Here is a 19,272-nt window from a genome sequence, read left to right on the forward strand (position 1 = left end):
CATGAGCGGTCTCGGAGGCCTCAACAAATCGGCGCATGGTGTCGTCGTCGGTCTGGTGCAGTTGCAGCTGCCGAGCGTGAAGACGCCGGCCGACCTCGCCGCGCAGGCGCAGCGCATCTGCGAGTTGGTGGGCAAGGCCCGCCGCAACCAGTCGACCATGGACCTCGTGGTGTTCCCGGAGTACGCGCTGCACGGACTCTCGATGGACACCAACCCCGAGATCATGTGCACGCTCGACGGCCCCGAGGTGACGGCCTTCAAACAGGCCTGCATCGAACACCGCATCTGGGGCTGCTTCTCCATCATGGAAGCCAACCCCGGCGGCAATCCCTACAACAGTGGCCTGATCATCGACGACCACGGCGAGATCAGGCTCTACTACCGCAAGCTGCACCCATGGGTTCCGGTCGAGCCGTGGGAGCCGGGCAACCTGGGCATTCCGGTGTGCGACGGACCCAACGGCAGCAAGCTGTCGCTCATCATCTGCCACGACGGCATGTTTCCCGAGATGGCGCGCGAGGCCGCATACAAGGGCGCGGACATCATCCTGCGTACGGCCGGCTACACCGCGCCCATCCGCCATGCGTGGAAGATCACCAACCAGGCCAACGCTTTCTGCAATCTCGCGTACACCGCGAGCGTGTGCCTGTGCGGCAGCGATGGCAGCTTCGACTCGATGGGCGAGGGCATGTTCTGCAACTTCGACGGCACGGTGCTGGTCGAGGGCGGCGGCCGCGTGGACGAGATCATCACAGCCGAGCTGCGCCCCGACCTCGTGCGCGAGGCCCGCACCGGCTGGGGCGTGGAGAACAACATCTACCAGCTCTATCACCGAGGGTATGTCGCGGTGAAGGGCGGCGCACAGGACTGCCCCTACACCTACATGCACGACATGGCCGCCGGCACCTACAGGCTGCCGTGGAGCGCCGAGGTGAAGGTGACCGACGGCACGAGTTGCGGCTTTGCGCCGCCGCAGCGCAACTACGCAGGATGACGACCATGACCACCACCATCGCCAACACCACCGAACGCCACGTGGCCGCCGAGCCCTATGCCTGGCCCTACAACGGCGCGCTGCGGCCCGACAACACCGCGCTCATCGTCATCGACATGCAGACCGACTTCTGCGGCAAGGGCGGGTACGTCGACGTGATGGGCTACGACCTGTCGCTGGTGCAGGCGCCGATCAAGCCGATCGCGCGTACGCTGGCGGTGCTGCGGCCGCTGGGCTATCACATCATCCACACGCGCGAAGGGCATCGGCCCGACCTCGGCGATCTGCCGGCCAACAAGCGATGGCGGTCGCGGCAGATCGGTGCGAATGGCGTGGGCATCGGCGACGACGGGCCGTGCGGGCGCATCCTGGTGCGCGGCGAGCCGGGCTGGGAAATCATTCCGGAACTGGCGCCGCTGCCGGGCGAGATCGTGATCGACAAGCCGGGCAAGGGGTCGTTCTACGCGACGGACCTCGAACTGATCCTGCGTACGCGTGGCATCGAGAACATCATCCTTGCGGGCATCACGACCGATGTTTGCGTGCACACCACGATGCGCGACGCGAACGACCGGGGGTTCGAGTGCCTGTTGTTGTCGGACTGCACGGCTGCGACGGACTACGGCAATCATCTTGCTGCGCTGAAGATGATCACCATGCAGGGCGGCGTGTTCGGGGCGCATGCCACCTCGCAGGCCTTGCTGGCGGTTGTATGAGGCTGCTTTGTTCGGGGTGCGATCACGCCGACGGGGTACCTTGCTCCGCGAATGTCCCCCGGCCTGCGGCCTCCTCCTTTATTTCGCTGCGCAAGGCACCCCATCGGCGTGATCGTTCAGAGCGGTCGTTGATCGGCCCTAACACGCACTCAAGGGATGGCAAACGAACATGAGCGCCACATCACCCCGCGCCATCGGCGGCCTCCCTGCAGGCACTGGTGCACTCGCGCTCGACACCTACGAGCTCACCAAACGCTTCGGCGCCTTCACCGCCATGGACCGCGTGACGATGCGCGTCGAGCCCGGCACGGTGCATGCGCTGCTTGGCGAGAACGGCGCGGGCAAGAGCACGCTGGTGAAGTGCGTAGCGGGCTTCCAGCGCGCGGAGGAGGGCAGCATCCTGATCGACGGGCGCGAGCAGGACATCGCCAACCCCATCGTGGCGCGCGCGCTGGGCATCGGTATGGTCTACCAGCATTTCACGCTGGCGCCCGGCATGACGGTGGCGGAGAACCTGTTGCTCGCAGGCGGCAAGACGCCGGCGCTGATCGACTGGAAGACGAAGCGCGCGGAGCTGAAAGACTTTCTTGCGACCACGCCGTTCAGCCTCGACCTGGACGTGCGCCCTTCTGAGCTCGCGGCCGGCGAGAAGCAGAAGCTCGAACTGCTCAAGCAGCTGTACCTGAAGCCGCGCCTGCTGATCCTGGATGAGCCCACCTCGGTGCTTACGCCACAGGAGGCCGACGAGGTGCTGGGTCATGTGCGCGATTTCGCGCGCAGCGGGCTGTGCACGGTGCTCATCATCACGCACAAGTTTCGCGAGGTGATGGCGTATGCCGACAGCGTGACGGTGCTGCGGCGAGGCAAGGCGGTGCATCACTGCCGCGTGGTTGACACCAGTCCGGCGCAACTGGCGCAGGCCATGATGGGCGGCGAGCAGGCAACGACATCGACGCCTGTCGCCAGGAAGCCCGTGCCAGCCAATGCGCCGGTTGCATTGAAGGTCGAAAGACTCAAGGCGCAAGGCGATCGCGGCACGCTGGCTCTGCACGACCTGAGCCTGTCCGTGCGCGCAGGAGAAATCCTCGGCGTGGCCGGTGTCTCTGGCAACGGGCAGCGCGAACTTGTAGAGGCGCTCGTCGGTCAGCGTCCGCGCCTTGCGGGCAAGGTCACGGTAATGGGGCAGCCCTATGGTGCGCACCGCGCCGAGAACCGCAAGCTCAAGGTCCGCAGCCTTCCCGAAGAGCCGCTGCGCAACGCCTGTGTCGGCGACCTCAGCGTCGCGGAAAACATGGCGCTGCGAGACTTTGATCAACCGCCTTTGTCGCGTGGCGGTGTGCTGAGCTTTCCGTATTGGCGCAGCAGGGCGCGCGAATGGATCGCGGAGTACGGCGTGAAGACGCAGGGCGAAGGTGCGCCGATCCGCAGCCTCTCCGGCGGCAACGTACAGCGCGCGGTGCTGGCCCGGGAGCTGGCCGGCGACATCAACGTGCTGATCGCCGCGAACCCGGTGTTCGGCTTGGACTTCGCGGCCGTCGCCGAAATCCACTCACGCATCGTGCAGGTACGCGAGAAGGGCGGGGCGGTGCTGCTGATCAGCGAAGACCTGGACGAACTGCTCGAACTGGCGGACCGCATCGTCGTGATGAGCGAAGGCCAGATCGTGTTCGAGACTTCGGCGGCTGGTGCGGAAAGACACGTGATCGGAGCGCACATGGGCGGTGGGCATCACGAGCCGTTGAAGGCTGCGGCATGAACGCATCGGAACCAGCGAGCAAAAGCATGCGCATAGAACAAGCCAACCCATTCCCCTACGAGTTCGACGTAGCAAAGACCGCGCTGGTCCTCATCGACATGCAGCGCGACTTCATCGAGCCCGGTGGCTTCGGCGAAACGCTGGGCAACGATGTCTCGCTGCTCGAAGCCATCGTCCCCGCAACCAAAGAAGCACTGCGGGCGTGGAGACAAGCCGGCGGCCTCGTAGTGCACACAAGGGAAGCGCACGCCGCCGACCTCTCCGACTGCCCACCGGCCAAGCGAAACCGCGGCAATCCCACGCTGCGCATTGGCGACGAAGGCCCCATGGGCCGCATCCTCGTGGCTGGCGAGCCTGGCAACCAGATCATCGAAGCGCTCACCCCCATCGACGGCGAGATTGTCATCGACAAGCCCGGCAAAGGCGCGTTCTATGCTACCGGCCTGCACGAACTGCTGCAGCAGCGCGGCATCACCCACCTGCTGTTCGGCGGCGTCACGACCGAGGTCTGCGTGCAGACCAGCATGCGCGAAGCCAACGACCGCGGCTACGACAGCCTGCTGCTCGAGGACTGCACCGAAAGCTATTTCCCGGCATTCAAGGCGGCCACGCTCGACATGGTGCGCGCCCAGGGCGGCATCGTCGGCTGGACCGCGCCGAGCGCCGCACTGCTCGAGGCGTTGGACAGCAGCCCTTCTTCTTGATGCCGACGCCAGCGACTACCATTCCACACGTGTCTACCGTTCGAACCCGCCCCGAATCTCCCGTTACTGCCACCGATACGGCCGTTTTCCGCACGCGGGCCGACGAGGTCTACGCGCAGCTCAAGCGCGACGTGGCCGACTTCATCCTCGTGCCCGGCGACCGCTTTACCGAGAGCGAGATCAGCGACCGGCTCGGCGTGTCGCGCACGCCGGTGCGGCAGGCGCTGTTCCGGCTGCAGCAGGAAGGCTTCGTCGAAGTGCTGTTCCGCAGCGGCTGGCGCGTGCTGCCCTTCGACTTCGACCAGTTCGAGCAGCTCTACGACCTGCGCATGGTGCTGGAGACCACCGCCGTACACCGGCTGTGCGAGACCGATCGTCACATCGATCGCGGCCTGCTCGACACGCTGGCCGGCATCTGGCTGGTGCCCGCGGCGCAGCGCAGCAGCGACATGGCGCAGGTGGCGCAGTGGGACGAAGCCTTTCATTGTTCGCTCGTGGCGGCCGCCGGCAACGCCGAGATGGCGCGCGTGCACGGCGACGTGACCGACCGCATCCGCATCATCCGCCGGCTCGACTTCACCAAGCAGCCGCGCATCGACGCCACCTACGACGAGCACGCGAAGATCCTGAAGGCCGTGCGAGCCAATCGCGGCGACCAGGCCGCGATGCTGCTGCGCGCGCACATCGAGACCAGCCAGGCCGAGGTGCGCAAGATCACGCTGCACCAGGTGCATCTGGCGCGACACGCGGGGAAGGCCTCGGCGCCGCGCTGAACGAGCCTGCTGCTGCCTCAGTCAGCGGTGATGTTGCCGCGCTTGACGACTGCGGCCCAGCGGTCCGCATCCTTCTTCATCAGCGTGCCGAATTCGGCCGGCGTCGAGCTGGCCGGCACCATGCCCTGCGACTCGAACGACTTCGCCACCTCGGGCTGCTTCAGCACTGCCGCGATCTCCTTGTTGAGTCGCGCCACCACGTCAGGCGGCGTGCCCTTGGGCGCGAGCACGCCGTACCACATGTCGACGTTGTCGGCGGTCACGCCAGCCTCGGACAGCGTGGGAACGTCGGGCAGCTGTGGCAGGCGCTTGCCGCTGCCGGTGGCAATGGCCTTGAGCTTGCCGACCTGGATGTGCTGCAGCGCCACGTGCACCGGCAGGAACATGTAGTCGATGCGTCCGCCCAGCAGGTCGGTCACCGCGCCGGCCGTGCCCTTGTACGGCACATGCAGCATCTCGGTGCCCGTGCCCTGCATGAACAGCGCCATCGACAGGTGGTGCGGCGTGCCGACGCCCGGCGTTGCATACGTCAGCTTGCCGGGCGCCGCCTTGGCAGCGCTCACCATCTGCGACACCGTCGTCGCCTTCTGCACGTTCGGGTTCGTCACCAGGAGCAGCGTGCCCCACGAGGTGAGCGACACCGGCGCGAAGTCGGCCACCGGGTCGTAGCTCAGCGAGCGATACAGGCTGCGGTTCATCACCAGCGTGTTGACCTGCACCATCAGCGTGTAGCCGTCGGGCTTGGCGCGAGCCACGCGCTCGCTGCCGATGTTGCCGCTGGCGCCGGCCACGTTCTCCACGATCACCGGCTGGCCCAGCAGGGCGGGCAGGCGGGCCGAGAGCTGGCGCGCCACGAGGTCGATGCCGGTGCCGGGCGTGTAGGGCACCACCAGCGTGATCGGCTGGTCGGGCCAGGCGCAGGCGGCGGTGGCGCCGGCTGCGAAGAGCAGGGCGGCAAGGGTCTTTTTGATAAGCGAACGCATGGTCGTGTCTCCGTGTTCTTTTCAGTGATGCTCAAAGGTAGGAGGCGCGCGCCTTCAGCGCCACAGGGTCGTAGCCGGCCACGCGCTTGTAGTTGTCCGAGATGGCCTGCAGCTCGGCGACGGGCACGACGTCCTCGATGTTCCGGAAGCGCTTGCCGCCCGAGCGCTCGAACACTTCGCGCAGGATCGCGTCGGGCGGGTTGCTGCGGTTGGTCAGCACCACGTTCGTGGTGGCCTTGACGCGCACGCGGTCGTAGTCCTCCAGCGCGGCGGTGCCTACGCCCAGGTCCTTCAGCGCACCGGCCAGGAAGCGCGCATCGATGATCGCCTGCCCGGCGCCATTGGAGCCGCGCGGCACCATGGGATGCGCCGCGTCGCCCAGCAGCGTGAGGCGGCCGTGCGTCCAGCGCGGCAGCGGGTCCTGGTCGACCATCGGGTACTCGAGGATGGTGTCCGACGCGAGGATCAGCGCGGGCACGTCGAGCCAGTCGAAATGCCAGTCGGCAAACGCAGGCAGGAAGTCTTCGAGCCGGCCCGCGCGGCTCCAGTCGCGCAGGGCGGGCCGTGGCGCGTGGATCTCGGCGACCCAGTTCACGAGCTGATTGCCGTCGGCGTCGATGTCGTTGCGGATCGGGTAGATCACCATCTTGCCGACCGCGAGCCAGCCCGCGCGCACCATGCTGCCGCCCGAGAGAAAGGGCTTCCAGCGCGCGGTGCCGCGCCACATGTTCACGCCCGAATAGCGCGGTGCACCTTCGTCGGGGTACAGCTGCTTGCGCAGCGCCGAGTGGATGCCGTCGCAGCCGACCGCGATTGCGCCGCGCACCGAAGGCGCATCGGCAAAGTGCGCGGTGACGCCCCCGGCGTCCTGTGTCACGCCCGTGCAGCGGCGGTTGCACACCACGCTGTCGGGGCCGAGGCGCTTCAGCGTCTCTTCGTACAGCACCGTCTGCAGGTCGCCGCGGTGAATGGAGAACTGGGGCCAGTCGTAGCCCGCGTGTTGGCCGGCGGCCTCGCGGAAGATCAACTGGCCGTGCTCGGTGAAGAACACGGCCTCCTGCGTGCGCACGCCGACCTTGTCGAGGGCGTCCAGCAGCCCGAGTTCGGTGAGCTCGCGCACGGCATGCGGCAGCAGGTTGATGCCCACGCCCAGCGGCTTCAGCTCGGGCACGGCCTCGTAAACGCGGCAGGGAATGCCGGCCTGGTGCAGGCTCAGCGCCAGGGTCAGGCCGCCGATGCCGGCGCCCAGGATGATGACTTCGTTGCTCATGGATGGTCGGTCGTTGCGTTCGGTTTTGTCTCGGGCCGCATTAGGAACGCAAGCTGGTCATTTGGGAAATTTAGATGTGATATGGATTTATCATGAATCCTTATGAACCTCTCGACCCGCCAGATGCGCGCATTCCTGCAGGTCGCGCGCATGGGCAACTTCACGCGCGCGGCCGAGCAGGCGCACATCACGCAGGCGGGGCTCAGCATCCTGATCCGCGAGATGGAAAGGCAGCTGGGCTGCCGGCTGTTCGACCGCACCACGCGCGTGGTGAGCCTCACGCCGGCAGGGCGGCGCCTGCTGCCAGTGGTTGAACGACTGGTGACCGACCTCGACGACGTGGCGGCCGAGCTGGGTGCCGAGGGCGACGCCGCGCGCCAGACGCTGCGCATTGCGGCCACGCCGCTGGTGTCCTCGCACCTGCTGCCGCGGGTGTTCACCACCTTCCGCGCCGCGCATCCGCAGGTGAGCCTGCGCCTGTTCGACGCCGACCTGCGCGACGTGGAGGCGATGGTGGCGGCCGGCGATGCCGATGTGGGCCTGGGCTTTTTCTTCAAGGCCGCGGCGGGGCTGGAGCGCACGCCGGTAGGGCGCTTTCACCTGATGCGGGTGGCGCCTTGCGATGGTGATGGCGAAGAGCCGCCTGCCATCGGCACCGCGCCATGGTCCGTGTTGCGCAGCGCCGAACTCCTCGGCCTGCCGCCCGGCAACCCGATCCAGAAGGTGATCGACCAGCATCTGGCCACCATCGGCCGTGCCGACGCGCAGCGGCCCGCGTTCAACTTCTTCGGCACGCTGATCTCGATGGTGGAGGCCGGCTTTGGCACTGCCGTGATGCCGACCTTTGCGCTGGCCGCTTGCCGCCGGCACCGCGTGCGCACCGACGTGCTGACCAAGCCGAAGGTGGGGCTCGACTTCTTCCGCATCACCAAGCGCGGCGCGCACGAGACCGAGGCCATGCAGGCCTTCGTCGCCACGCTGGAGAAGGCGCTGCCCGCGCTGTCGCGCTAGCGGGTGTCCGAGGGCGCCCCGGTGAGCCGCTTGCGCAGGAACTCCGCGAAGGCATAGGCGATCACCGGCAACTGCCGGCCGCGCAGGCTGGCCAGTACCAGTTCGCCACGCGGAAAGCCGCGGTCCTCGATGTCCCGCGCCACGATGTCGGGGGCTTCGGCCGCGGCGCCGATGGCCATCTGGAACGAGATCGAGCGCCCGTCGTAGAGGCAGCCGCGCAGGAACTCGAAGCTGTTGCTCTCCACCATGGCCCTTATCCGCGTGGAGCTGCGGGCGAGAAAGCGCTCCAGCATCTGGCGCCCGCCGGTGTCGCGGTTCGGCAGCACCACAGGGTAGTCGGCGCAATCGCTCAGGCGCAGGGTCTTGGACTTCGCCAGCGGATGGCGCTTGTGCATGATGGCCATGAGCTTCTGCTCGACCGCGCACACGCGCTCGATGTCGGACTCCGGCGCCAGGTTGAACACCAGCGCGAGGTCGCTCTCGAAGCTGCGCAGCGCGTCGGCGGCCTGTACGTGGTCGCCGATGCGCGCATCGAAAGCCACCAGCGGGTGCTCCGCAGCGAAGTCATTCACGGCCGCCGGCAGGAAGCGCGGCGCGAGCGCCTGGCTGGCCACCAGCCGGACGGCGCCCCGGCGCAGGCCCTGCAGGTCTTCTATTTCGGAGCGCACCCGCTCCAGCTCTGAAGAGCGGCCGCGGATGTAGCGCACGAACAGTTCGCCCGCGGCGGTCAGGCGCATGCCGCGCGGCAAACGCTCGAAGAGCGGTGTGCCCAGTTCGTCCTCCAGGTCCTGGATGCGGCGGTTGACGGCGGAGGGCGCGACATGGAGCCGCTCGGCCGCCTGGCGGATCGAGCCGGCCCGGGCGACCTCGTCTGCATAGCGCAGGAAGCGAAGGTGGTTCATGCCCGTGGCGATTGCACGAAGCGCGCCAGGAGTGCCGCTTTTACCGTTGCCGCAACGGCAACGGGCAGTACGTGAATCGGTATGGATTCGGAGCACCTTCTGGCACGGCGACTGCGTGCCGATCTCGCATGACACGCCGATCTGCACCCTCGCGCACCAATGCGGCGCAACCGCCCGTCCGTTTCGGTCCGGCGCCCCACAACGCCTGGACACTCGCCGGCGGCCGGGTCAGCCTCGTGCGCTCCCCGAAGCGGCCACGGCCCGTGCAGATGCCCGCCGAGCCGCAGCCGATCGAGTTCGACCTGGCGCGCAGCGCGCTCGTCGTGGTCGACATGCAGAACGACTTCTGCCATCCCGAGGGCTGGTTCGCGCAGAAGGGCATCGGCATTCGCGCGGCGCGCAAGCCCATTCCGACCATCGCGCGGCTCCTGCCGGCATGGCGCGCGGCTGGCGGCGGCGTGGTGTGGCTCAACTGGGGTATTCGCGCGGACCGCCTCAACCTGTCGCCCACGGTGCAATTCAAGGGCAAGCGCAGCGCAGACGGCGTGGGCTATGCGGAGCATTCGCCCATCGACCACGGCCCGTCGCTCGTGCAGGGCGAGTGGGGTGCGCAGGTGATCGACGAGCTGGCTGTAGCGCCCGGCGACATCACGGTGCACAAGCACCGCCTCAGCGGCTTCTGGGACAACGAGCTCGACAGCGTCCTGCGCCAGCAGGGCATCGCGACGCTGCTGTTCGCGGGCATCAACACCGACCGCTGCGTGTTCTCGACGCTGCAGGACGCGAACTTCCTCGGCTACGACTGCGTGTTGCTGAAGGACGCGTGCGGCACCCCGTCGCCGGCCTACGTGACGCGCGGCATTCATTTCATCGTGCAGCAGCTGCACGGTTTCGTTGCAACCGCCGAGTCGCTGCTCGCTTCGCTTTCCTCACTCTCCAAGAAACGCTAGGAGTCCTCCGCATGCCGCTGTCCTTCTTCGCCAACTCGCGCCTCGTGCGTTCGCTCGCTTCGCTGGGCGCTGCCGCCGGCCTGGCCCTGGCGGCCGTTTCCGCCGCCGCGCAGGTGCCCGTCAAGCTCGTGCTCAACTGGAAGTACGAAGGCCCGCAGGCCTGGTTCTTCGTCGCCCAGGACAAGGGCTACTTCAAGGCCGAGGGCCTCGATGTCGAGATCGACCAGGGCGAGGGCTCCGCGGCCTCGATCCCGAAGGTGGCGGCGGGCGCCTACCAGGCCGGCTTCGGCGATCTCAACGCACTGGTCGACCTGGCATCGAAACGCCCGGCCGATGCGCCGGTGGCGGTCTACATGCTCTACAACACGCCGCCCTTCACGCTGGTGGTGAAGGAGGGCAGCCCCATCAAGACGCCCAAGGACCTCGAAGGCAAGACCATCGGCGGCCCCGCCAACGACGGCGCGCTGAAGCTGTTCCCGGCTTTCGCCAGGATCGCGAAGGTCGATGCGTCGAAGGTAAGCATCACCAACATGGCGCCCAACCTGCGCGAGCAGATGCTCACGCGCGGGCAGATCGACGCCGCCTTCGGCTACGTCACCACCGTGAGCTTCAGCGCGAAGGCGATGGGGCTCGATCCGGCGAAGGACCTGCGCTTCATCCGCTACGGCGACCACGGCATGGACCTGTATTCGAACGCCGTGTTCTTCTCGCGCGTCTTCGCCCGGGACAACCCCAAGGCGGTGCAAGGCTTCGTGAAGGCGCTGAACCGCGCGGTGAAGGAAGTCATTGCCGACCCGGACATGGGCATCGACTACGTCATGAAGCGCGAGCCGCTGCTCAAGCGCGAGGTCGAGAAGGAAAAGCTGCTCGCCACGCTGCGCAACGACATGAGCCACCCGGAGGTGGCCCGCATCGGCCTGGGCGACGTGGACGACGCGCGATTGAAGAAATCCATCGACATCGTGGTGGACGCCAACCAGCTGCCGCGCACACCGGCGCCCGCCGAAGTGTTCGACCGCAGCTTCCTGCCCGCGCGCGCCGAGCGCCCCTCCAAGACTTTGAACTGAAAGCGAGAAACGACATGGAACTGCAACTGAGAGACAAGGTGGCGCTCATCACCGGCCCGGCCAAGGGCATGGGGCGCGCCGTGACGCTGGCCTTTGCCCGGGAAGGCGCGAAGCTGGTGCTGGCCGGGCGCGACATCGGCGCCATCGAGCCTGTGGCCGAAGAGGCGCGCGCGCTCGGCGTCGATGCGGTCGTCGTGCCCTGCGACCTGACCGTGGGCGCGCAGACCGAGGCACTGGCCGCGCATGCGCTGGAGGCCTTCGGCCGCATCGACGTGCTGGTCAACGTGGCCGGCGGCTCGGGCCCGATCGGCAAGACCGGCTGGGAAACCACGAGCGAGGAATTCGACGAGATCGTGCAGCTCAACATGACCGGCTGCTTCAATACCATGCGCGCCGTGCTGCCCTCGATGATCGAGCGCAGGAGCGGCAAGGTGGTGAACGTCGGCGGCACCTTCGGCATGCGCGGACGCGCCGGCCGCATGGCCTACTCGGCCTCGAAGTGGGGCCTGCGCGGCATCACCAAGAGCTTTGCGCTGGAGGCCGGCCCGTACGGCATCAACGTGAATTGCGTGGCGCCCGGCATGGTCGACGGGCCGCGCTTTCGCGAGAAGGTGTGCGCCAACATGGCCGACAAGCTCGGCATCACGCTGGAAGAAGCGATGACGCGGCACGCGGCCGACTATGCGCTGCGCCGCGTCTCCACCGATGCCGACGTTGCCAACGCCTGCCTCTTCATGGCGAGCGATGTGTCCCGACAGATCACCGGCGTCGACCTGCCCGTCGACGGCGGCTGGGCCATGCTCTGAGGAGACCGGCATGAAAGAAGTCGACCTCGTCATTCGCGGCGCGCGCGTCGTGTCCGCAGACCAGATCATCGAAGCCAGCGTGGCCATCGCAGGCGAGCACATCGTGGCCGTCGGCCATGACGACACCATGCCGCCGGCGCGCGAGGAGATGCGCGCCGACGGGCTGTTCCTGCTGCCGGGCGCCATCGACAGCCACGTGCATTTCCGCGACCCGGGCTACCCGAACAAGGAAACCTGGAAGACCGGCTCGGCCGCCGCCGCGATGGGCGGCGTGACCACCGTGTTTGAGATGCCCAACACCAATCCGGCGACGGGCACCGTCGAGGCCCTGCGCCTGAAGCAGAAGGCAGCCGAGTCGTCGTATTGCGACTTCGGCATCCACGGCCTGTTGGGCGACGATACGGTCGAGCGGCTCGAGGAGCTGCTCGACGCCGGCGTCACCAGCTTCAAGGCCTTTGTCGGCAACACCTTCGGCAACCTGCCCGCGCCCACCGATGGTGCGTTGCTCGAGGGCTTCGAGAAGCTCGCCCCGTTGGGTATCCGCACCGTGGTGCATGCGGAGAACTCGTCAATCCTGCAGCGCCGCCAGAAGCAGATGCAGGCCGCCGGCCGCATCGATGCGATGGCGCACCTGGCCGCGCGCCCGGCGGTGGCCGAGATCGAAGCCATTGGCCGCGTGCTCACCTTGGCCGAGTGGACCGGCGCGCGCGTGCACATCGCGCACCACAGCGCGGCCGATTCGCTCTTCCTGCTGCGCGAAGCCAAGCGCCGCGGCGTCGACGTGACGGCCGAGACCTGCCCGCAGTACCTGCTGCTGAACACCAGCCACATGCTGAAGCTCGGCGGCGTGATGCGGCTCAACCCGCCGATCCGCGAGGCGCGCCACAACCAGCCGTTGTGGGACGCGCTGCTCGACGGCACGCTCGACATGATCGCGACCGACCACGCGCCGCACACCCCCGAAGAGAAGACCCGCGAGAGCATCTGGGACTGCGACTGCGGCTTTCCGGGCGTGGAGACGCAGATGCCGCTGATGCTGACCGAGGTGAACCGCGAGCGCGCCACGCTGATGGACTACGTGCGCTGGAGCGCGGTGAACCCGGCCAGGGCCTGGGGCCTGTATGGCACCAAGGGCGTGATCGCGCCGGGTGCGCACGCCGACATCGCGATCGTCGACATGCAGCGCGCCGGCACGCTGTCGCAGAACCGGCTGCAGAGCATCAGCAAGATATCGCCGTGGAACGGCCGCGCGGTGAAGGGCTATCCGCTGCACACGCTGCTGCGCGGGCGCTTCGTGATGCGCGAAGGCAAGCTGGTGAGCGATGCGGTCGGCTGGGGGCGCACGGTGAAGGGTGTGCAGAAGATGCCCACTCCGAAGCCGCGCAACACCGAGCACTACAGCAGCGCGATCCTGCAGACGCCGGCCGGCGTGCCTGCGACGGCCGTGCCGGTGGGTGCGGTGGATTGGAGCGCCGCATGAACGCGGACCGCGTGCAGCAGGTGCAGGTATGGCGCATTCCGTGCAGCGGGCCGGGCGACCTGAGCGGCGCCAGGGCGCTGATCGATGCGGGCGAGATCGTCGCGGCCGACATCGTGGCCGTGATGGGAAAGACCGAAGGCAACGGCTGCGTCAACGACTTCACGCGCGAGTACGCATCCAGTGCCTGGTGCCATCTGCTGGCGCCCGCGCTGGGTTGCACGCCCGACGCGGTGCATGCCCGCGTGGCGCTGGTGATGTCGGGCGGCACCGAGGGCGTGCTGTCGCCGCACTTCACGGTGTTCACGCGGCGCTGGGTGGCCGAAGCGCCGGCTGGCCTGGGCAAGCGCCTCGTGGTCGGCGTCGCGCACACGCGCGCCTTCCTGTCGGAGGAATTGGGCCGCACCGCACAGGTCGACGCCACGGCCGAAGCCGTGGCCGAGGCCATGCGCGATGCGGGCATCGAGAGCGCGGACGACGTGCACTTCGTGCAGGTCAAGTGCCCGTTGCTTACCGCGGCCAAGGTCTCCGCCGCGCTGGCACGCGGCGCCGCACCCGTGACCCACGACAGCTATGAGTCGATGGGCTATTCGCGCGGCGCATCGGCGCTCGGTGTGGCGGTCGCGCTTGGCGAAGTCGCGCGCGAAGAGGTCTGCGATGCCAGCGTGATGAGCGATTGGCGGCTGTTCTCCGCGCGCGCATCGGCCTCGGCCGGCATCGAGCTGGAAGACAACGTCGTCATCGTGCTCGGCGAGGCGCAAGGCAGCGCGTCGGCGTTCCGCATCGCCCATGCGGTGATGCGCGATGCGATCGACGCCGCGAGCGTGCGCGCCTTGCTGCGCGATGCCTTCGGGCTCGACCCGGAGCGCGATGCGCAGGCTTTGTCGGCGCGGCTCGTGAACCTGCTCGCGAAGGCCGAGGCCAGCCCCGACGGCCGCGTGCGCGACACGCGCCACACCATGCTCAACGACTCCGACATTCACTCGACGCGCCATGCGCGTGCCGTGGTGGGCGGTGTGCTGGCCTCGGTGGCCGGCCATACGGCGCTGTACGTGTCGGGCGGCGCCGAGCACCAGGGGCCCGCGGGCGGCGGCCCGGTGGCCGCGATCCTGCGGGTGGACGACACGGACTCCACATTTTCCTGAAGGACCTCATGGGCAACGCATTCATCCAACTGTCCGACGTGATGCTGCGCTATGGCGGCGGCACCATCGCGCTGGACCATACGACGCTGGACATCGAGAAGGGCGACTTCGTTGCCCTGGTGGGCCCGAGCGGCTGCGGCAAGTCAACCATCCTGAAGCTGGTGGCCGGCCTGCTGAGGCCGAGTGCGGGCGCGGTGATTGCCGGCGGGCGCGAGGTGGGCGCGGCCGGCACGCTGGCCCCGGCGGGTGCGCATGCGTCGGCGGCGCCGCGCCTTCGCATCGGCCTCGCCTTCCAGAACCCGACCATGCTGCCGTGGCTCACGATCCGCGAGAACGTGATGATCCCGCTCAAGATCGTCGAGCCCTTCCGGCAGCACTACCGCAGCAAGAAGCGCGGCGAATACGCCGAGCGCGCCGATGCGCTGCTGGCGCAGGTGGGGCTCAAGGGCTTCGGCGACAAGCGGCCGTGGCAGCTGTCGGGCGGCATGCTGCAGCGCGCCTCGCTGTGCCGTGCGCTCGTGCACGAGCCCGAACTGCTGCTGCTCGACGAGCCCTTCGGCGCACTCGACCAGTTCACGCGCGAGGAGCTGTGGGACATCATGCAGACGCTGTGGATCGCCAAGCGCCCGACCGTGCTGCTGGTGACGCACGACCTGCGCGAGTCGGCCTACCTGGCCAACCGCATCTGCGTGATGAGCGCGCGGCCGGGGCGCATTCTCGAAACGCGCGACGTGGGCTTCGCGCGGCCGCGCACGCTGGAGAGCAGCTATGCGCCCGAGTTCGCGGCGCTGGTGCAGCAGCTGCGCATGCGCATCGCGCAGGCGCGCCGCGAAAGCGATGCGGTGCCAGTACCGATGCCGGTGCCGCCTGGGAATGTGCTCGAAGAGGTGGCCGCATGATCGCGCCGCTCGCACGGCAGCGCCTGCTTTCCGCGGGCGCGCTCGTCGGCTTCTTCGTGCTCTGGGAGGTGGTGTGCCTGGCCTTCGGCGTGTCCGACCTGATCCTGCCGCGCCCGAGCCAGATCGCGGCGGTGTTGATCCAGAAGATGCCGCTGCTGTGGCCGCACACCGTGCAGACGCTCTACACCACGCTCGCCGGCTTCGTGCTGGGCGTGGGAGCGGGCATCGTCATCGGCGTGATGATCGGCTCTTCGAAGCTGGCCTACGACGTGACCTATCCGCTGCTGGTGGGGTTCTCCAGCATTCCGAAGGTGGCGGTGGTGCCGCTGTTCGTGGTGTGGTTCGGCGCGGGCACGGTGCCGGCGATCCTGACCTCGATGGTGATCAGCATCTTTCCGGTGGTGGTCAACGTGGCCACCGGCCTCGCGAGCACCGAGCCCGAGCTGGAGGACGTGCTGCGCGTGCTCGGCGCGAGGAAGCGTGACATTCTCTGGAACGTGGGCCTGCCGCGTGCGCTGCCCTACCTGTTCGCCTCGCTCAAGATCGCGATCACGTTGGCCTTCGTGGGCACCGTGCTGAGCGAGACGGTCGCGTCCAACCAGGGCATCGGCACGGTGATGATGATCGCCAGCGGCAACTTCGATGTGCCGATGGTGTTCGCCGGGCTCTTCCTGCTTGCTGCGATGGGGGTGGCGCTGTATGCCGTCTCGTCGCTGGTCGAGCGGCGCATGACGGGCTGGGCCCAGCGCAAGACCGACATGGCGATGGCATGAACGACATGAGCGATCTCGTCCGTATCACCGCCGGCGGCCTGCGCTTCGTGGCGCAGACGCACCCCGACGCGCCGCTCACCGTCGCGGCCTTTCGCCGGCTGCTGCCTTACCGGCAGAAGCTCATTCACGTGCGCTGGAGCGGCGAAGGCTGCTGGGTGCCGCTGGGCGACTTCCAGCTGGGCGTGGGCTTCGAGAACCACACCAGCCATCCGTCGGTGGGCGACATCCTGTTCTACCCCGGCGGCTACAGCGAGACCGAGATCATCCTGGCCTACGGCGCCTGCAGCTTCGCCAGCAAGATGGGCACGCTTGCGGGCAACCACTTCCTCACCATCGTCGAAGGGCGGGAGCAGTTGCGCACGCTCGGCACCAGAGTGCTGTGGGAAGGCGCGCAGGACGTTCTCTTCGAAGCCATCTGATTCAACCCACGGGAGCCTCGCATGTTCTTTCCAGTATCCCGCCGCGCAGCGGTCGTCGCGGTGTCCGCCGCGTTGGGCGCATCGCTCGCGGCGCTTCCGGTGCGCGAAGCACGCGCCCAGCAGCTCACACCCATCAAGTTCGTCCTCGACTGGAAGTTGCAGGGCATCCATGCCTGGTACTACCTCGCCGAAGACCGGGGCTACTTCGCCGCGGAAAAGCTCGCGGTGACGATCGACCAGGGCGACGGCTCGGCGGCGGCCGTGACCAAGGTGATGGCCGGGGCCTACGACGCGGGCTTCGGCGACGTGAATGCGGTCATCCAGAACGCGGCCGCCAAGCCCGGTGCCGCGCCCGTGATGGTCTACATGGTCTACAACCGCGCGCCGTTCGCGCTCATCGTGAAGGCGGGCAGCCCCATCAGGACCCTCAAGGACCTTGAGGGCCGCACGCTGGGCTCGCCGGCCGGCGGCGCCGCGCAACGCATGTTCCCGCTGATGGCGGCCCGCAACGGCGTGGACGCGGGCAAGGTCAAGTGGACCAGCATGGCGCCCAACCTGCAGGAGCAGATGCTGCTGAAGGACCACGTCGAGGGCTCGGCCGTGTTCTCGGTGACCAGCTACATGAACCTGGTGGCGCAGGGCGTGGACCCGGACAAGGACATCCGCTGGTTCCACTACGGAGACCACGGCGTCGACCTGTACGGCAACGGCGTGCTGGTGTCCCGCCAGTTGCTCAGGGACAAGCCGCAGGCCGTGGCCGGGCTGGTGCGTGCCGTCAACAAGGCGGTGCGCGACACCGTGGCCGACCCCGACGCGGCCATTGCCGCGCTGATGAAGCGCGAGCCGCTGCTCAACCAGGCGCTGGAGAAGCGGCGCCTGCTCTACACGCTTCGCACCGTGATGCTGACGCCCGAGGTTGGCACCGGCGGTATCGGTGACGTGAACGACGCGCGCATGACGCGTGCCATCGGGCAGGTGAAGGAAGCGTTCGAACTTGCGAATGCACCGACCGCAGGCGAGGTCTTCGACCGGCGCTTCCTGCCGCCGCTGGCGGAGCGCAAGATCGCTGCGCCCTGAACGCCCACCCGACTACGAAGGAAACGCCATGTCCGCTCGCATGCACGAAGGCCCGCTCGACTGCGCCTGGCTGCTGGCCGATCCCGGCGCGCAGCCTGCGCAGTCGGATGTGCGCATCGAGCTGGAGGGCGGCTGCATCCGGTCGATCGCGCCGCTGGCGGAAGAGGCCGTCGCCGGCACGGGCACGCCGCGCCTGCTCGCGCTGCCGGCGCTGACCAACGCGCACGATCATGCGCGCACCTTCCGCAGCGCCACGCTGGGCGCCTTCGACCAGCCGCTCGAAGGCTGGCTGCCGTTCCTGGGCGTGGTGCCGGGCATGGACCCGTACCTTTGCGCCGCGACCTCGTTCGCGCGTTCGGTGCGGCATGGCGTGGCGAACCTGATGGTCCACTACACGCGCGTGCAGGGCGGCATGGCCTATGTCGACGAGGCTAGGGCGGTGGCGCGCGCGGCGCGCGACGTCGGCGTGCGCATCGGCTTCGCCATTGCCATGCGCGACCGCCACGGCATTGCCTACTGCGACGACGCGAGCGTTCTGGCGGCGCTGCGCCCCGGCATCCGCCATGCAGTGGCCGAACGGCTGGCGGTGAAGCCGGTGGCGCCCGCGCAGCAGCTTGCGCTGGTCGACGAGGTCGCGCGCATGGTGGAAGAGGACGGCCATGGCGGCCACGCGACCGTCCAGTACGGCCCGACGGCGGTGCAGTGGTGCAGCACGCCGCTGCTCGAGGCAATTGCGCAGGCATCGGCCGACACGGGCCGGCCCGTTCACATGCACCTGCTCGAAACGCGCTATCAGCGCGACTGGGCCGATGCCAACCACCCCGGCGGCATCGTCCGTTTTCTCGACGACATCGGGCTGCTGGGCCCGCGCCTCACGCTCGCGCACTGCGCCTGGGCGCGGCCCGAGGAACTGGCGCTGATTGCCGAGCGCGGCGCGACGATCGCGGTCAACACCAGCTCCAACCTGGGGCTCAAGTCGGGCATTGCGCCGGTGCCCGAGATGCTGCGGCACGGATGCCGCGTGGCCATGGGCCTGGACGGCATGGCCTTCGACGAAGACGACGACGCGCTGCGCGAGATGCGGCTGGCGTACTCGCTGCACCGCGGCTGGGGCTACGACACCACGATGACGCGCGACCAGCTCTGGGCCTTTGCCGCGCGCAACGGTCCGCGCAGCGTGCGCGGCGGGCTGGCTGGCGGCGGCAGCATCGTGCCCGGCGCCGCGGCCGACTTGGTGTTGCTGGACTGGGGTGCGCTCGACGACGACGCGCTCTTCGCCGAGACGGATCCGCTCGACCTGCTGTTGGCGCGCGGCAACGGCAGCCACATCGCCAAGGTGCTGGTAGGCGGGCGCGTGGTGGTCGATGCGGGCCGCGTGCAGGGCATCGACGAGCCCGCGCTGCGCGCCGAACTGCTGGCACGCATGCGCGGCGCACTGGCGGCGGATGCTGCTGGCGCCCTGTCGTGGCGCGGGACCGTCAAGGCGCTGGCCGAGGACCTCGGGCCGTTCTATCGGCGCGGGCGGATGGGTGGCTGCTGCGGCTAGGCCG

General features: G+C 68.4%; 19 protein-coding genes. 16 read left to right on the plus strand and 3 right to left on the minus strand.

Annotated features, from left to right (window positions below; translation table 11 throughout):
• Nucleotide 1: 1 nt before the first annotated feature.
• The 5 genes from AC07O3_RS27425 to AC07O3_RS27445 all read left to right on the plus strand — a co-directional run bounded on the left by AC07O3_RS27425 (nt 2) and on the right by AC07O3_RS27445 (nt 4,943).
• Complete coding sequence (locus AC07O3_RS27425) at nt 2-994, plus strand: formamidase (protein ID WP_097200615.1); 993 nt, start codon at nt 2-4, stop codon at nt 992-994.
• A 5-nt stretch (nt 995-999) separates the two neighbouring features.
• Complete coding sequence (gene biuH, locus AC07O3_RS27430) at nt 1,000-1,710, plus strand: biuret amidohydrolase (protein WP_093054229.1); 711 nt, start codon at nt 1,000-1,002, stop codon at nt 1,708-1,710.
• 169 nt (nt 1,711-1,879) lie between these two features.
• Nucleotides 1,880-3,466, plus strand: coding sequence for an ABC transporter ATP-binding protein (locus AC07O3_RS27435; RefSeq protein ID WP_495340788.1), 1,587 nt, complete (start codon nt 1,880-1,882; stop codon nt 3,464-3,466).
• Between the two features lie 26 nt (nt 3,467-3,492).
• A complete protein-coding gene (locus AC07O3_RS27440; RefSeq protein ID WP_495340789.1) occupies nt 3,493-4,170 on the plus strand; it encodes a cysteine hydrolase family protein in 678 nt (225 codons plus the stop codon).
• 29 nt (nt 4,171-4,199) lie between these two features.
• Nucleotides 4,200-4,943, plus strand: a complete 744-nt coding sequence (locus tag AC07O3_RS27445) for a GntR family transcriptional regulator (protein ID WP_176928762.1) — start codon at nt 4,200-4,202, stop codon at nt 4,941-4,943.
• A 17-nt stretch (nt 4,944-4,960) separates the two neighbouring features.
• Here the strand turns inward: AC07O3_RS27445 and AC07O3_RS27450 are convergent, their stop codons facing one another.
• Both AC07O3_RS27450 and AC07O3_RS27455 read right to left on the minus strand, forming a co-directional pair.
• The gene (locus AC07O3_RS27450) at nt 4,961-5,926 is read right to left on the minus strand and encodes a tripartite tricarboxylate transporter substrate binding protein (protein WP_495340790.1); all 966 of its coding nucleotides are present in this window, start codon (nt 5,924-5,926) and stop codon (nt 4,961-4,963) included.
• 31 nt (nt 5,927-5,957) lie between these two features.
• Nucleotides 5,958-7,196 (minus strand): flavin-dependent oxidoreductase, encoded by a 1,239-nt coding sequence (locus tag AC07O3_RS27455; RefSeq protein WP_495340791.1) that lies wholly within the window; start codon nt 7,194-7,196, stop codon nt 5,958-5,960.
• A 102-nt stretch (nt 7,197-7,298) separates the two neighbouring features.
• Between AC07O3_RS27455 and AC07O3_RS27460 the strand changes: the two genes are divergently transcribed.
• Nucleotides 7,299-8,207, plus strand: coding sequence for a LysR family transcriptional regulator (locus AC07O3_RS27460; RefSeq protein WP_495340792.1), 909 nt, complete (start codon nt 7,299-7,301; stop codon nt 8,205-8,207).
• Here the strand turns inward: AC07O3_RS27460 and AC07O3_RS27465 are convergent.
• Entirely contained in the window at nt 8,204-9,109 is a 906-nt protein-coding gene (locus AC07O3_RS27465) for a LysR family transcriptional regulator (RefSeq protein WP_495340793.1), read from the minus strand. The two genes, AC07O3_RS27460 and AC07O3_RS27465, sit on opposite strands and share 4 nt — an antisense overlap.
• Nucleotides 9,110-9,237: 128 nt before the next feature.
• On the opposite strand from AC07O3_RS27465, the gene AC07O3_RS27470 reads away from it, so the two are divergent.
• The 10 genes from AC07O3_RS27470 to AC07O3_RS27515 are packed head-to-tail and all read left to right on the plus strand — an operon-like array spanning nt 9,238 to nt 19,268.
• Nucleotides 9,238-10,059 carry a cysteine hydrolase family protein gene (locus AC07O3_RS27470; RefSeq protein ID WP_495340794.1) on the plus strand — a complete coding sequence of 274 codons (822 nt, stop codon included), beginning with the start codon at nt 9,238-9,240 and terminating at the stop codon, nt 10,057-10,059.
• 11 nt (nt 10,060-10,070) lie between these two features.
• Nucleotides 10,071-11,126, plus strand: coding sequence for an ABC transporter substrate-binding protein (locus AC07O3_RS27475; RefSeq protein WP_093053504.1), 1,056 nt, complete (start codon nt 10,071-10,073; stop codon nt 11,124-11,126).
• Nucleotides 11,127-11,140: 14 nt separating this feature from the next.
• Entirely contained in the window at nt 11,141-11,932 is a 792-nt protein-coding gene (locus AC07O3_RS27480) for an SDR family NAD(P)-dependent oxidoreductase (RefSeq protein ID WP_489014907.1), read from the plus strand.
• Nucleotides 11,933-11,942: 10 nt separating this feature from the next.
• A complete protein-coding gene (allB, locus tag AC07O3_RS27485; RefSeq protein ID WP_093053511.1) occupies nt 11,943-13,412 on the plus strand; it encodes an allantoinase AllB in 1,470 nt (489 codons plus the stop codon).
• The gene (atzD, locus tag AC07O3_RS27490) at nt 13,409-14,554 is read left to right on the plus strand and encodes a cyanuric acid amidohydrolase (RefSeq protein WP_495340795.1); all 1,146 of its coding nucleotides are present in this window, start codon (nt 13,409-13,411) and stop codon (nt 14,552-14,554) included. Before allB ends, atzD begins: the two co-directional genes overlap by 4 nt.
• A gap of 8 nt (nt 14,555-14,562) precedes the next feature.
• Nucleotides 14,563-15,453 carry an ABC transporter ATP-binding protein gene (locus AC07O3_RS27495; RefSeq protein WP_307616050.1) on the plus strand — a complete coding sequence of 297 codons (891 nt, stop codon included), beginning with the start codon at nt 14,563-14,565 and terminating at the stop codon, nt 15,451-15,453.
• Nucleotides 15,450-16,226, plus strand: coding sequence for an ABC transporter permease (locus AC07O3_RS27500; protein WP_093076753.1), 777 nt, complete (start codon nt 15,450-15,452; stop codon nt 16,224-16,226). The genes AC07O3_RS27495 and AC07O3_RS27500 overlap by 4 nt, the downstream gene beginning before the upstream one ends.
• A gap of 5 nt (nt 16,227-16,231) precedes the next feature.
• Nucleotides 16,232-16,645 (plus strand): DUF3830 family protein, encoded by a 414-nt coding sequence (locus AC07O3_RS27505; protein ID WP_093054233.1) that lies wholly within the window; start codon nt 16,232-16,234, stop codon nt 16,643-16,645.
• 21 nt (nt 16,646-16,666) lie between these two features.
• A complete protein-coding gene (locus AC07O3_RS27510; protein ID WP_435461583.1) occupies nt 16,667-17,722 on the plus strand; it encodes an ABC transporter substrate-binding protein in 1,056 nt (351 codons plus the stop codon).
• 28 nt (nt 17,723-17,750) lie between these two features.
• On the plus strand, nt 17,751-19,268 hold the full coding sequence (locus AC07O3_RS27515) for an amidohydrolase family protein (protein WP_495340796.1): 1,518 nt from the start codon (nt 17,751-17,753) through the stop codon (nt 19,266-19,268).
• The last annotated feature ends 4 nt before the right edge of the window (nt 19,269-19,272 follow it).

It is taken from the genome of Variovorax sp. GW821-FHT09D05 (genome assembly GCF_059416325.1).